15 protein-coding genes are annotated in these 14690 nt (G+C 47.1%); 11 read left to right on the top strand and 4 right to left on the bottom strand.

The genetic code is table 11. The annotated features are described in order from the left end of the window. Positions 1–59 precede the first annotated feature (59 nt). The 4 genes from LAY57_RS01935 to LAY57_RS01920 all read left to right on the top strand — a co-directional run bounded on the left by LAY57_RS01935 (position 60) and on the right by LAY57_RS01920 (position 3881). A complete protein-coding gene (locus tag LAY57_RS01935) occupies positions 60–1187 on the top strand; it encodes an ABC transporter substrate-binding protein (protein WP_249064606.1) in 1128 nt (375 codons plus the stop codon). A 120-nt stretch (positions 1188–1307) separates the two neighbouring features. Then, positions 1308–2246 (top strand): ABC transporter permease, encoded by a 939-nt coding sequence (locus LAY57_RS01930; RefSeq protein ID WP_249064605.1) that lies wholly within the window; start codon positions 1308–1310, stop codon positions 2244–2246. Between the two features lie 50 nt (positions 2247–2296). After that, a complete protein-coding gene (locus LAY57_RS01925) occupies positions 2297–3106 on the top strand; it encodes an ABC transporter permease (RefSeq protein ID WP_249064604.1) in 810 nt (269 codons plus the stop codon). Positions 3107–3650: 544 nt separating this feature from the next. Beyond that, complete coding sequence (locus tag LAY57_RS01920) at positions 3651–3881, top strand: hypothetical protein (RefSeq protein ID WP_249064603.1); 231 nt, start codon at positions 3651–3653, stop codon at positions 3879–3881. 76 nt (positions 3882–3957) lie between these two features. Here the strand turns inward: LAY57_RS01920 and LAY57_RS01915 are convergent, their stop codons facing one another. The 3 genes from LAY57_RS01915 to LAY57_RS01905 form a co-directional block, all read right to left on the bottom strand. Beyond that, the gene (locus LAY57_RS01915) at positions 3958–4902 is read right to left on the bottom strand and encodes a DUF1517 domain-containing protein (protein ID WP_249064602.1); all 945 of its coding nucleotides are present in this window, start codon (positions 4900–4902) and stop codon (positions 3958–3960) included. A 355-nt stretch (positions 4903–5257) separates the two neighbouring features. Beyond that, on the bottom strand, positions 5258–5470 hold the full coding sequence (thiS, locus tag LAY57_RS01910; protein WP_249064601.1) for a sulfur carrier protein ThiS: 213 nt from the start codon (positions 5468–5470) through the stop codon (positions 5258–5260). Beyond that, the gene (locus LAY57_RS01905; protein ID WP_249064600.1) at positions 5463–6572 is read right to left on the bottom strand and encodes a thiamine phosphate synthase; all 1110 of its coding nucleotides are present in this window, start codon (positions 6570–6572) and stop codon (positions 5463–5465) included. Before LAY57_RS01905 ends, thiS begins: the two co-directional genes overlap by 8 nt. 362 nt (positions 6573–6934) lie before the next feature. Between LAY57_RS01905 and LAY57_RS01900 the strand changes: the two genes are divergently transcribed. From LAY57_RS01900 to LAY57_RS01890, 3 genes are all read left to right on the top strand, one after another. Next, on the top strand, positions 6935–8845 hold the full coding sequence (locus LAY57_RS01900) for a DUF1565 domain-containing protein (protein ID WP_249064599.1): 1911 nt from the start codon (positions 6935–6937) through the stop codon (positions 8843–8845). Between the two features lie 128 nt (positions 8846–8973). Continuing rightward, a complete protein-coding gene (locus LAY57_RS01895; RefSeq protein WP_249064598.1) occupies positions 8974–9447 on the top strand; it encodes an ATP-binding protein in 474 nt (157 codons plus the stop codon). Next, a complete protein-coding gene (locus tag LAY57_RS01890) occupies positions 9440–10204 on the top strand; it encodes a tRNA(His) guanylyltransferase Thg1 family protein (RefSeq protein WP_249064597.1) in 765 nt (254 codons plus the stop codon). The genes LAY57_RS01895 and LAY57_RS01890 overlap by 8 nt, the downstream gene beginning before the upstream one ends. A gap of 464 nt (positions 10205–10668) precedes the next feature. Here the strand turns inward: LAY57_RS01890 and dapF are convergent, their stop codons facing one another. Continuing rightward, entirely contained in the window at positions 10669–11508 is an 840-nt protein-coding gene (gene dapF, locus LAY57_RS01885; protein ID WP_249064596.1) for a diaminopimelate epimerase, read from the bottom strand. Positions 11509–11627: 119 nt separating this feature from the next. Between dapF and LAY57_RS01880 the strand changes: the two genes are divergently transcribed. From LAY57_RS01880 to LAY57_RS01865, 4 genes are all read left to right on the top strand, one after another. After that, entirely contained in the window at positions 11628–11840 is a 213-nt protein-coding gene (locus tag LAY57_RS01880; protein ID WP_249064595.1) for an Hfq-related RNA-binding protein, read from the top strand. Positions 11841–11967: 127 nt separating this feature from the next. Beyond that, a complete protein-coding gene (locus LAY57_RS01875) occupies positions 11968–12927 on the top strand; it encodes a M23 family metallopeptidase (RefSeq protein ID WP_249064594.1) in 960 nt (319 codons plus the stop codon). A 28-nt stretch (positions 12928–12955) separates the two neighbouring features. Next, entirely contained in the window at positions 12956–13498 is a 543-nt protein-coding gene (locus LAY57_RS01870) for a late competence development ComFB family protein (RefSeq protein WP_249064593.1), read from the top strand. Positions 13499–13950: 452 nt separating this feature from the next. Then, positions 13951–14690 (top strand): HAMP domain-containing protein (locus LAY57_RS01865; protein ID WP_249064592.1); only part of this gene is annotated, 740 nt, incomplete at its 3' end.

The raw sequence follows: 14690 nt of genomic DNA, 5'->3' as shown, positions 1-14690 counted from the left end.
GAAATTGACGATTTTAAATCGGAAATCTGAAATTTTTAAATTGACAACTGGCAACTGATATGACGAACGATTTGCGGCTATCTCAGTTTGATCCGAACCGGCGTCAGTTCTTAAAAACAGCAGCGGCGGCAGTTTCAGGATTGGCGCTTTCGGGTTGCGGTTGGACACTGGCACAGGTACGACCGAAACCACCATCAAATAGAAAAAACGGTGCCAACAAGAAGCTATACATCTATACCTGGTCTAGCTATACAGATGAAGATTTGCTCAAAAGCTTTACTAAAGAAACTGGAATCGAGGTGATAGTAGCCGTTTATGATTCTAACGAGACGATGCTGGCCAAGATCCAAATAGGCGGGGGGGCTGACTACAGCATTATCTACCCCTCTGACTACATGGTTCGGCAAATGCGGGATAAGAATTTGCTGCTAGAACTGGATCGAGACCGTCTAATTGGTTTGGATAATCTCTTGCCACAATTCCAAAATCCCGTTTACGATCTCGATAACAGCTACAGTGTGCCCCTGAGCTGGGGAACAACGGGCTTAATTTATAATTCTGAAACCCTCAAACAAGCTCCAGAAGATTGGGACTATCTCTGGGAACAACAGCAAGTATTGTCCAGGCGGATAACGATGCTAGATGATGTTCGGGAAGTGATGGGTGCGACCTTGCGGATGCTGGGCTATTCCTACAACTCTCAAGATTCTGCTCAACTTGAACAAGCCTATCAAAAGTTGGCGTCGCTAAAATCTACGATCGCTTCTTTTTCAACTGACACCTGGAAAGAGCAAATTTTGGCCGGAGACTTGTTGGTGTCTATGGGTTACTCAGCAGACGCCGTGGAAGTGGCCAAAGAAAACCCCAGCTTGCAATACGCGATTCCTCGCAGCGGTACTTCTTTGTGGACGGACACGATGATAATTCCCGCATCTGCTCCCAATCGCGATGCTGCTTATAATTGGATAAACTTTATGTTGCAACCGGCTGTGGCAGCTCAAGTATGCGAACGACTTAATTTTGCCACCCCAAATCAAGTCGCCATCAAGCAGTTGCCTCCAAAAGTGAGCGAAAATCCTAGCTTATTTCCTAAAGAGTCTGTACTGGAAAAGTGCGAAAGAATTATACCATTAGGGAAATTTAATCAAGTTTACGATCGCTACTGGACTCAGTTGACTAGCAGTTAATCAATTTGGGATTTTGGATTTGCCAGTTTAGATGATTGCCCTACTTGCTCTGGAAATCTTGATTTTTACCACTGACAACTGACAACTGACAACTGACAACTGACCACTTGCACTAGCTATATGTCTACCCAAATTTCCTCTCCCCCTACTCCCCCCACCCCTAAATCTGGGCCGCAAGCTAGCCCTCCCGCCGGTATTTGGTTGGGCTATCTAGGATTGCTTGGCCCCGCCGGTATTTGGTTGGGGCTATTGCTGGTATTGCCGACTTTGGTGCTGTTTGAGCTGAGTTTGGTGCCGGGACTAGAACCGGGGGGTCTGGTTAATCCCTCTGGATTGGAAAATTATTTACGGGTATTTGAGCCGGTTAATTTGTCGGTGATGAAGCGATCGCTATTTTTTGCCGGTGGGACTACTGTAATCTGTTTGCTGCTGGGATTCCCCGTTGCCTACTGGATTGCCCTGTTAGCGCCCAAAAAGTGGCGCAATTTGCTCGTGGTTGGCTTTGTCTTGCCTTTGTGGACATCATCGCTGCTGCGTACTTATGCTTGGATTACAATTCTGCGCTACAGCGGCGTCCTGAATACGTTACTGACTAGCCCCAACCCGTGGTTGAGCAATCTGGGACTGCCGACGATACCGCGTTTGGAATTGCTCAACGATTGGCCCGCAGTTTTGATTGGGATGAGCTACGGCTATCTACCTTATATGGTATTAATTCTTTATGCTTCTTTGGAAAAGTTAGACCGACGGTTGTTGGAAGCGGCATCCGATTTGGGGGCTAATCCAATTCAAACTTTTTTTCAGGTAACGGTTCCACAAACAATGCCCGGTATTGCTGCCGCTTCTTTGCTAGTATTTATTACTGGTTTAGGCGATTTCGTCGATCCAGAATTGCTGGGAGGCGATTCGACTATGACTATTTCTCGTTTGATTTATAACCAGTTTCTCAAAACTAATCAGTGGGGTTTTGGTTCGGCTTTGAGTATGGTGTTAATCATGCTTGTAAGTATTGCGATCGCGCTTCTGCTCAAATTTGGCGATCGCAACGCCGCCGGTTAAACATTACTCCCATTCCACATCACCAACTATAGAGAACTTATAACAGGCTCATGGCCAAATCTCAATTGCGAGTTCAACGCGGTTTCCTTTGGCAGGGGCTTTTCACCCTGCTAATGTTCTTTTTCATGTACCTGCCCATCCTGGTACTCGCTTTGTACAGCTTCAATCAATCCCGCTATAGCGCTAGTTGGGAGGGATTCACCCTCGCCTGGTATCAAAAGCTATTTAGCGATGCCCGCATTCTCTTTGCCTTGCAAAATAGTTTGACGGTGGCTTTTTGTGCCGTGGGCGTTTCAGCTGTAGTGGGCACGCTGATGGCAGTGGGTTTAGCGCGTTACCGATTTCCCGGCAGATCCTTATATCGCGGTATTTCCTACCTGCCGCTGATTATTCCAGATATTGCGATCGCTGTTGCCACCCTCATATTTTTGGCAGTAGTTCAAATTCGCCTTAGCCTCTGGACAATTGTGGCATCTCATGTCGTCTTCTGCCTCGCCTACGTCGGACTGATTGTTTCCACACGACTCGCAGACTTAAACCCCCACCTAGAAGAAGCCGCCCTCGATTTAGGTGCCACACCCTTTCAAGCATTCATCAAAGTGCTGCTACCCCAACTCATGCCCGGTATTATCTCCGGTTGTCTCCTCGCTTTTGTCCTCAGCTTAGACGACTTTCTGATTGCCAGTTTCACCGCCGGTAGCGACGCCACTACATTGCCCCTAGAAATTTACAGCCGCATCCGTACCGGCGTAAAACCCGACATCAACGCCCTCAGTGTCGTACTTATGCTCGTGTCAGGATTAGTTTTCTTGATAGCCGAATCCATCCGTTACCAAAGCACAGAAAAACGCCTGAAGTGATTTAGAGGCCGCAGAAGGGCAGAGGGGCGGGGGTAAGAGGGGCAGAGGAATAAAAATGTGATTTTTTTGAACAAAAGCATAACAACTCCGAGTAAGGGATTATGAACCAGAAGTAAGAGTTGGAGTTGCCCTAACCGACGAGAGCGGTTGCTATATTTACCGGAATGCTTCGCCCCTACAAATCAAAAATATAGCAACCGCCAAGGCGCTTAAGGCATTCTGAATTCCTGAACATTGGTTTTATGAAGTTTATATAAAGATTAGACAAAGATATTGTAAAAACTAGAATCAAATGAAAAATTATGGATAAACTAATCCGTATATTTACTAGAATCTGGAACAGAGGAATCCAAAGATTCAGGAATTACACTTAATACTGGTTCTTTCGGAGTTGCTATGCTTTTGTTCAATTAAGAACATTTTTATTTCTCTTCTCCCCTACCCCTCTGCCCAAATAGCATAGTAAGCACGGAAGAGGCGATTTTTTTGAGGCTGGACGGTCTATCTCGCGACAAAAACACTCATAGCTTACAAGGTACTGACGATGACTGCAATACTCTTAGCCTATTCTGCAACAGCTTACTTTTTTTCAGGTTCTGTGTGTTATGTAGCTTTTAGGAACGATTTAAATCAATATTCTGAGCCTTCGGCATTAAAACGCAATGCAAGTAAGTTAACTAAGCTTTGGATGGCTTTGTTGTGGCCTATTTGGATGGTTAGGGAAGTTAAAGTACAGGATAGCAAAGCCGAAATTAGCAAAATTACGGATCTATAGTTTGCTTTTTAGGAAAAATCTACAAAACAGGGGCTGAACTCCAACCCCTGTCTGGCTCATTAAACTTCAATTGTGGCTAAACGAGTTTCAAGTTTGGATATTCGACAATCATGTCTGACGAGGTGAGAGTATCACCTTCTGCTTGGGGCGTCCAGAGAACTTCGATCGCCAGCAATTGCTCGCTAGGAATAGCACCAAACTGGCGCAGCGCTTGACGCAGTTCGTCAGAATTATTAATTGTTGGCAATTGCAACTTGTTCAGACTTGCCGCCAGAAGAGTAACGACAATGTATTGACTCGGTTCTTCAGTTTCTCCACCCGGCAAAGCTTTCTGAGGTTCAGCTTCCCTCAAAACATTATTGACATTTGACAGAGTTTCTGATGTAAATTTGCTGCGTTCTCCCAGGGACAAGCGGTTAAACTGAGCTTCAGCCGATTCTAACCGAGCCTGCTGAGTTTCGCTACCAGCATAAACCCAGAATTCGGGGTGGCGCAACAAAGCGAGAGTTGTTTCCTGCAAAACTTCGGCGCGACCTTGGGGAGAACCCGTATCGGCAGCTTCAGCAATTTGATTGAGTTCCTTTTGCAAGTTGCGAGCATTAGCCAGCAGACCCACTTGCAAACGCGCTACGGAAACGGCAGGATTGCTGCTGTTTCCGAGTTCGGTATTTTCACTGCTACCGATGCGACGGAAGCTTTGCACCAGGAAGTTGGCAATCCCAATAAAAATCAGGATACTGAATAGACCGCCAAACCCGCCCCCAATCCCAAAAAATGGAATCAGAAAGGGGAACCCAAATCCACCACCGCCATAGGGATAATATCCTCCAGATGGTGGTGCGTAGGTACGGGGAGACGAGTAACCGCGACTGGGTACACTAAAAGAACCGCCGCCAATCCGGCCTCCAGTGCGAGCGGCCAAAGCTCCATCAGCGTGACCAAGTGCCAAGGTTAGCATGAGGCCAGCAACTAGCATGGGTTTGAGAAGCGGTTTAATAGTTGAGAGTAGTTTCTTGTACATATAACGAAGCTTATTCCAACTCATCTCAAAGAAATACTGTAGTTTCTGGGTGTTGTGCAAATTTTTGTTAACGTATCTTTACACATTTCTAATTTAGCGCCTAGCATCTTCGCTGGGTAGCTATCTCAGGGCGGATAGCTGGGTAGATATCCGTACTTTAAGTCAAAAGTCAAAAGTCAAAAGTCAAAAGAGAGAAAGGTTATCCCTCTGTTTGTGCTGGAAAACCGGTTTTTTGGGCAAAAGTACCAACCAGAAACCCGGTTTCTTCAAGAAACCGGGTTTCTTTGTCCCTCACTCACGTGAAAAGGGCTGTAAACACAAATCGAAAATCCAAAATCCAAAATCTAAAATCTAACTAGCCGCCGCCGACAATGGTGACAACTTCAATATTGTCGCCTTCCTGCACCTGAGTTTCATTCCAAAACTGTCGGTGTAGGATTTCGCCGTTGTACTCTACGGCAATTAGGCGGGGATTGTAACCGAGATGTTCTAGCAAATGGGGTAGCTTTGTTTGGTCGGCGCAGGTACGGGATTCCCCATTTACTTGCAGAGTTATTTGACTAGACATGAGACTGAGGCAGCTGTGCTTTAAAAGCTCGCAGGGTTTGCAGGCGAGTTAACTGAGAGAGGAAATACTGAGTGACTAAAGTTGGCTGTTCTGCCTCCATGATGGATCTAACCACGGCGATCCGCTCTGCGCCTGCTGATAGCACATCGTTTAAATTGCTCGGTTCGATGCCGCCAATGGCAAACCAGGGTATAGAGGCATTCTGAGCGGCGTAGCGGACGTATTCTAATCCGGCGGCAGCTTTGCCCACTTTTGTGGGGGTTTCGTATACTGGCCCGACGCCGATATAGTCGGCACCTTCTGCTAGAGCACGCTGCATTTCATCGGGATTGGTGGTAGAACGACCGATCAAGCGATGGGGGCCAAGTAACTGTCTGGCTAGGGCTATAGGCATATCCTGCTGTCCCAGATGTACCCCATCCGCATCCACCGCCAAAGCCAAATCTACGCGATCGTTCACAATAAATAGCGCGTTGTAGCGGTGGCAAAGCTGACACAGTTTCTGCGCTGCTTCTAAACGGAGATCGTCATCTGCCGTTTTATCCCTGTACTGCACTAAAGTTAACCCCCCTTGCAGGGCTGCATCCACAATAGCAAACAGATTTTCTGAAGCCGAAGTGACGAGATACAGGTAACTGCGGATCAGCTTCTGGTGACGCTGGTAGCCCAGCAAATTGCTTTCCAGAGTATAGACCCGATAGCGCATTTGTTTAAACGCCACACCCATATCTGGCGAGTAAAGCTTGCCATACTCTTCCAAAACCCGCAGTGCTTCTTCAACTCGGCAGAGGTTAGCCTGTAACAACTGCTCAATACCAGCACGTTGTTCTTCTTGGGGATGAGTTAACTCTGTGCCGACATCGCCGGTGGTATCTCGAAAAGCCCGTAGTTCGAGAGTATGCCATCCAGCTATTTCCTGCCGTAATTGCTTGCATTCCCCAGCCAACTCAGTGCTATCCAGACCAAAACGACACCACTCTTCCACGATCCGCAAACCTTCGCGCGATCGGTCCAAGTTGGCATCTAAGATCCGGCAAACAGCAGGCTGTGCTTGTGCGGGCAAGTTTGGGAATGGCCTATATGGCTCATGTCGATCGCCCATCGAAACAACTCCAATCTTATTTGCGCGTCACTAGCACGGGCTTTGTATTGGTGGGGAAAACCCACCTTCCAAACTAAGATCGTTTTGAGAATCCCACAGTTACTAAGTTGGATTCTTAGGTCTGGATTTGAAAGCCACTGCTGCTGGTGCAACGATTTTACCGGAAAATCTGAATATTATTCAGATTCTTCTCAAAGAATCTGCTTCCCCTGTTGACAGTCACATCAACCTTCTGACTTTTCCCGTTAACTCCCACAATCAGCATCTGAAAAAGGGTGTAGGGTGTAAAGAAAGAAATTAACACACCTGACATTTTCCCATACAAGCAACCTTTAACCTATAAAGACAAAGAGAGGCTAACTGTGAATTTAAGACATCCTTGCTTCCATCGCCAAATTTTATCCGCAATCCAGTTGGATATCAGCATCCCGCCTAAAATGAGGGCAAAATTGGCAAACCAAGGCCAGCAGAGACAATTTTGGACTCTAGCATTAGCCAGAGATGCAGTTGCGATCGCTACAATACTAGCAACCGCAGTCACCCTAGCCTTGGGTAAAACCCCGGCGCAGGCGGAAACTGTATCCCAGCAACTAGCCCAGAGTAGAGATGAAACGCCAGCAAAATCAGAAACAACCCAGTTATTGGTTAATCCCACTACTGGTAACGATACTACTGGCAACGGCAGCGATCGCACTCCCTTCAAAACCATTACCCAAGCACTGCGGGTAGCAGGGCCAAATACTGCGATCGTGCTTGCACCGGGCACCTATAGCGAAGAAACTGGCGAAACCTTTCCAATTACGCTAAAACCCGGTGTGACAATTCAGGGCGACCCCGCTAGCAAAGGCAGAAATATCATCATCAAAGGCGGCGGTCTTTTTATCAGCCCCACCTTCGCCCGCCAAAACATCGCCATTCTGGGGGCAGACAAAGCCGGAATTACCGGAGTGACAGTAACCAATACCAACCGAAGAGGCTATGGTTTGTGGATAGAATCCAGTAGTCCGGTGGTAGCCGACAATACTTTTATCGGTAACAGCCACGACGGCATCTCAGTTACTGGCAACAGTGCGACTCTGATTCGCAACAATTATTTTTCTGAGAATGGGGCGAATGGAATTACTATTTACAATACCTCGCGGCCAGAAGTGCGGGAAAATGTATTTGAGAAAACTGGATTTGGGATTAACATCGGTCAAAATGCGGCACCGTTGCTAGTGGGCAATCGCATCACCCAAAACCTAGATGGCATAGTAGTTCAAAACAAAGCGCAACCTGTTTTGCGCGGTAATACAATTGAGGGAAACAGCCGAGATGGAATAGTTGCGATCGGCGAAGCACGGCCCGATCTGGGAACGGCCCAGCAACCGGGAGCCAATATTTTTCGCAACAATCGCCGCCTTGATATCAATGGCAAAACTTCCAGCCAAACCATCCCAGCTTTTGGCAATCAACTAGCTAGGAATCGTACTACCGGACGCCTGGATCTGGCGGGAACAGCCCCCCCAACTCCTGTCGAAGTCACGGCTTCACAGTCACCGCCGACAGTTGTCTCGCCGATTCTAAGTTCTAGGGGAACGCGATCGACAAATAGCTTCCCATCAAATACCGCTGTAGAAATTCCAGTCCCCCCGCCAGCAACATCTCAAATACAGCCTGTGCAGGTGAATCAAACTCAACCAAGAGTGCAGCGTCGCGACTCTAGGACACTTCCGGTATTGCCCTCTACCAGTCAAACAGGCGCATTAGAAATTACCTCCTCTATCCCTACCCCTGAATCCCAGAGGGCATCCCAACCACTCCCCTCTTTTCCCTCTACAAGAGAAGAAGGCACACGAGGGAATTTTGGTTCGGTACAACCTGTAAGGCAAGGCAGAGGTACGCTGCCCAACCCAGGGGTGGAAGCGGGTCTACTCCCTGTTCCCGGTTCTGAAATTCCGATGGCAAACACCGATAATAACCTGCCGATGGTAGCCATATCTCAAGATAATCCCCGCCAGCAACAACGCAATTACTCTGCCCCTCCTACCCCGCGTTCGGTGCCCAATCGTGCTGTAGCGCTTGGTTTGCGTTACCGCGTAGTCGTGGAGGTAGAGAGTCCGCGTCAGCAGAGACTGGTGCGATCGATCGTTCCCGGCGCTTTTCAGACTCGTGCTAACGGTCGCGTGATGATGCAGGTGGGCGCTTATCGCGATCGTCAAGAAGCTGAGGAAATGCTCCAAAAAATCAACAGCAATGGTTTAACAGGCGCGATCGAAGAGTTACAGTTTTGAGTTTTGATTAGGGTGCATTAACGCAGCGTCAATACCGAAAACCTATTCCACCATCAATCTAGATCTACATCTGCGTTCATCTGTGGTAAAAGATATCAAATTTCACCACTTTTCGGAGCCGATAAGCTATGCAGTTAGTCATTTTTATCGGCTTGCAAGCTTCTGGAAAAAGTACATTTTTTCGCACTCATTTCGCGACAACCCACGAGATTGTCAGCAAAGATTTGATTCGTAATAACAAGAACCGCGCTAGAAGACAGACACAGTTGATTGAAGCTGCACTTGAGAAGGGCCGATCGGTAGTTGTAGATAATACCAACCCAACCCTTGAAGATCGCGCATCGCTAATTCAGCTTGGCAAAATGTACGGTGCTGAAATTATCGGTTATTACTGTGAATCGGATATCAAGCAATGCCTCGATCGCAACCAGCAACGATCTGGTAAGGCGCGGGTGCCGGATGTGGGGATTTACGTCACAATTAAAAAGCTAATACGCCCCTCTTATGCAGAAGGTTTCGATCGGCTTTTCTACGTCCAGATGACTGATGACTCAAATTTTGAGGTGGCGGAGTGGAAGGAAAATGAGGTAGAGCATGGATAACGATAATTTTGAAAAGCAAATGCGATCGCTGGAATATTTCCACTCCCTGCGCCTGTTACCAGGCGCTTGGACAGTAGTTCGCCTAGATGGACGAGGTTTTTCGCGTTTTACCGAGTCTCGCTACCAGAAGCCTTTTGACCCCAAATTCCACGAACTGATGGTACAAACTGCCAAAGCGTTGCTGGAAGAACTCCAAGGCATTTATGCTTATACGGAAAGCGATGAAATTTCGGTGCTGTTCAATCCAGACTGGGATTTTTTCGATCGCAGTCTCGAAAAGATTGTTTCCATTTCTGCCAGCATCGCCACCGCCACATTTACCCACGCCGCACAAACTATAGTAAATTTTGATAGCCGCGTTTGGCTGGGTGCAAATAAATCTCAAGTAGTTGATTATTTCCGCTGGCGTCAAGCAGATGCTACCCGTTGCGCCTTGAATGGTTGGTGTTATTGGACATTACGAAAAGCCGGTCGAAGTGTTACCGAAGCAACAGCAGCGCTTGAAAATAAGTCGGTAGCGTTCAAAAACGAATTATTATTTCAAAATGGGATTAATTTTAACGATTTACCAACTTGGCAACGGCGAGGAGTTGGTTTATATTGGGAAGAATATGAGAAAGAAGGTTACAATCCCATTGAAAATAAAACTGTTGTGGCGAAAAGACGCCGAATTAAGGTGGATGATGAATTGCCTATGAAAGAAGCTTATGGGAAGTTTATTCGTTGTTTCCTTGATGATCTTCAGGTGCCAGAGTAAGCTTAAAACTAATTGCCAATTGAGGCCAATCAATAGATCGATCTGGCTGATAATATCTAAAATAATCTTTGCACTAACAAGCTCAAATGTGGCAGTCTAAAGCGACAGCAAGATAATCCGGGTAACTTGCTAAAATTCCCCGAACTTGACGCTCCCATTTTGCTTATTCTTCACTTATTGTTGTATCTCCCCTCAGCATTTTCGCAGTAGCTTCTATAGCTACATGATTGTCTAATTCCTGCCATTGACCATCTGGGGTAATAATGGCTAAAGTGGGTCATATTTTTATGGCGATCGCATTTTCGAGTTAATATAGGATTGCTATAGCCCAATTTGGCAGCTTTCTTAAATTTAAAACTGTATAAGGGCGGGTTTAACTAAAATATCAATATTAAAATCGAATTAGGAGGGTTACCCGCCCCTACAGGCTATTTCGGGTTGATGGGGAAAAATGTACGTTAATGCTAAATCTTTCCTGTGAAAACTTTCTCGGCTGGCCCAGTCATGTAAACTCGCCCGTCAACCTCCGACCATTCAATTTCCAGAGGGCCACCAGGTAATTCAACAGTCGCTTTGCGATCGCATCTTCCCGTCAGCACCCCAGCAACCAACGCAGCACAAGCACCCGTCCCGCAAGCCAAAGTTACCCCAGCACCGCGTTCCCACACCCGCATCTTCAGATAATCTTGTCCAACCACTTGAATAAATTCCGTATTTGTGCGTTGAGGGAAAACCGAGTGATGCTCAAACTTCGGCCCAACAGTTTCTAAAGGAATAGCTGCCACATCCTCCACAAACGTTATACAGTGAGGATTGCCCATACTGACGCAAGTGACATCCCAAGATTTTCCATCCACTTCCAAAGGCTGGTTAACCACTTTCTCGTCGCCGGAACAAAGCGTAGTCGGAATTTCAGCAGCTAGCAGTCGAGGTAGTCCCATATCTACAATAACTTGACCATCGCGACGCAATTTCGGTGTAATTACCCCAGCGAGAGTGTGAATGCGATATTCGCTATCCTGACTTGAGATTCCCTCTAATTCAGCGATAAACTGGGCTAAGCAGCGGATACCGTTGCCACACATTTCCGGTTCAGAGCCATCCGAGTTAAAAATTCTCATCGTATAGTCCGTGCCATCTTGTCCTTTTAGGGCAAAAATTACACCATCAGCACCGATACCAAAATGGCGATCGCACAACTTTATAGCCTCCTCCGGCGTCAGCACTGGAAGCGATAAAGTGCGATTATCAATCAGAATGAAATCATTTCCCAGCCCGTGATACTTAGTAAACTCGATTGCCATTAAATTATCCTCAAAAGTGATGAAAGCGGTCGGTACTGTATACGAGCATATCTTGCATACTCAGCAACATCCTCGTAAAACCCGCCCCTACTGGAAATTATGTAAAAAGGAGCAGACTTATGCCTACCGGATTCGATACTGGGCTACCAAGCTCTCGTCAAATTCAGTCAATGATTAAAGACCAAAAACAAGCCGAAGTAAAACTCATCAGTGGGGAAACACTAAACGGACAGATTCTCTGGCAAGATCAATTCTGCATTGGCGTGGTCGATGAAAACAATGAATCGTCCATCGTCTGGCGACACGCGATCGCATACGTAAAGCCCAAATAGAAGAGAAGAGGGGAATTTGAGATTTGAGATTTGAGATTTATTTCAATTTGCGATCGGAAATCTAAAATTTGAAATCCTCTTCCCAATGCCCCATGCCCAATTCCCCAATCTAAAATCTAAAATTGTTATGAGTACCTGGCGTCAATCAAGATATTTGTGGAAAAAGCTAGCAAGTTTATGGTCTGGGGCGCTAGAGCCCTCCTCACCTCTTTTAAAAGCGCCACGACGCCGGAATGGTTGGGACGCAAAGATTATAAGCGTAGCATTCGCGATCGGTCTTGCTATCCTGGTCAGCTCAGTACGCGCCCAAGAGGTGCAGGTGACACCAGCCAATCCCAAACTAGGCGATACCCTGTCGGTGGTCATACAGCAGAATCCGGCACTTAGCAGTACTCCCACCGTGAAAGTCGGCGATAAGATCTACCAGACTTTTTTAATTCGATCGAATAACTTTCGCGCATTAATCCCCACCACACCCCTAGAGACACCTGGAATTCGCCAAATCCAAGTTAAGGCAGGGGATGAGGTACAAAACCTTACAGTACAGGTAGCCGGACGCGCATTTCCCACCCAACGCATCCGCCTATCTGGAGGGGGAACCGAACCGACACAGCATGAACTTAACCGGGTAAGCGCCTTCAAAAAACTGATCACCCCAGAAAAATACTGGAATGGCCCCTTGATGGCACCAAATCGGGGTAGAATCAGCAGCATCTACGGAGTGCGCCGCTACTACAACGGTGTCTTTGCTAAAGACTACTACCATCGCGGCGTGGATTACGCTGGTGGATATGGTTCACCAGTAGTTGCTCCGGCAGCCGGTCGAGTAGCCTTGGTAGGAAGAGTTTCTGAAGGCTTCCGACTGCATGGCAATACGATCGGCATCGACCACGGTCAAGGCGTAACCAGCATCTTTCTGCACTTGAGCCGCATCAACGTACAGGAAGGAGATATCGTCGGGCCAGGTCAAGTCATCGGTGCCATAGGTTCTACGGGTGCGTCCACAGGGCCTCATTTACACTGGGGATTGTATGTTAACGGAGAGTGCGTTGACCCAACGCCTTGGCGGATTCAAGGAATCGAATAGAGCTTACGGATTTCCCAAAAATAAACTTATGAGTATCGAAAAAATCGTTGAACAGGCGCTACATGATGGTTATCTGACGCCAGCTATGGAAGCGGAAGTGGCACGTATCTGCGACACTGCCGCAGAGCTTTCTATAGAAGAATATATGGCCTTGGATCGGCTGATGGGATCGCTCTTAACTGGAGAAGTCGTTGCAGTACCGCGCAAGCAGTTCATTAACGTTATGGAAGAGTTGGTCCTCTCAGAAGCGATCTCACGGGCAGCCCAAATAGAAGCCACTAGCGATCGCGTCCTTGATGTCGGCGACATTGCCGCTTACGCCCTCAACCGACTGCCTCCGTTGTATGCCACTACCGAAGAAGGGGCCAATTATCAGCGCCAGCGTGCTAAAGAAGCACTTCAAGATTTAATTACCCAACAAGTCAACGAGGCTATAGCCCGTAACTTAGAGCAACCGGAATTAGACCCTACCCGCCAAGCTCTAGGCAAAAGCACAGGGAGAGATGTACTCAAACAGGTGAGTTCTCTGCTGGAGGCTTATGCTCCCAGCTTTGAACAAAAACCTTCTTGAGTGCTTCGGCTTTAGTGCTGAGTGGGGACGGGTGCGGTGATATGTAGTTCGTTGGCAGACAGTATCCCCCTTGTCCCCCTTATCCCTAGCCCCTAGTCCCTAGCCCCTTCTTACTGTTTAGACTCCACCAGGTAACTTCTATCCAGAGAAAGATTTTAAACTACCCCTAGATAGAGCCAAAATTCGATCGTTAACCCTAATATCTGAACTTTCATTAGCCAAATAGGTAACTTCCCCCTTTAGTTTTGGAACCGACGAGCGATCGAGCGTAAGCTCTGCTGACTGGGCTGTATAAAACATGACTTACGCAAGTGACACACTTAAATCAACTTCTAGGGTGCGTCAGACGAAGTTATAGATTGATAGAATAAGGGTTTCCGCTTTTGACGCACCCTAAATGTGCCAGTTGCGTAAGTCATAAAAACAATAATAACCGCAGAGAGGATAAAGTTATGCAAACCGAACAATTACCCAAAGATAACTCCGATAACTTGGATACAAAAGAACTACTGAAAATACTCGTATCTGTTAAGAAAGGTAACTTTAGTGCGCGGATGCCGATCGACAAGACAGGCATAGCAGGGAAAATAGCCGATACGCTCAACGACATCATCGAACTCAATCAAAGGATGAGCAAAGAGCTAGAGCGGGTTAGCACCGTTGTTGGTAAAGACGGCAAAATTACTCAAAGAGCCTCCTTGGGTTCCGCTGGCGGTTCCTGGGCAGAAAGCGTTAATTCTGTCAATACACTAATTACAGATTTAGTGCAGCCAACAGCTGAAACAGCTCGCGTGATCCGAGCTGTTGCCAATGGCGATTTATCCCAAACCATCCCAACAGAAATTGAAGGCAGACCCTTAAAAGGAGAATTCCTTCAAACCGCGCAAATTGTCAACACAATGGTCGCCCAGCTAAGTTCCTTTGCCTCAGAAGTAACGCGGGTGGCAAGAGAAGTGGGAACAGAAGGCAAATTGGGCGTCCAAGCAGAAGTGAAAGGCGTAGCAGGCACTTGGAAAGATCTCACCGATTCCGTCAACATGATGGCAGGCAACTTGACAGCCCAAGTGCGGAATATTGCCGAAGTCACCACAGCAGTAGCAAATGGCGATTTATCTAAAAAAATTACAGTAGATGTTAAAGGCGAAATCCTGGAATTGAAAAACACCGTCAACACAATGGTGGATCAACTCAA

It is taken from the genome of Argonema antarcticum A004/B2 (assembly GCF_023333585.1).
Taxonomy (GTDB): Bacteria; Cyanobacteriota; Cyanobacteriia; order Cyanobacteriales; family Aerosakkonemataceae; genus Argonema; species Argonema antarcticum.
This window is presented reverse-complemented; position numbering and strand designations above follow the sequence as displayed.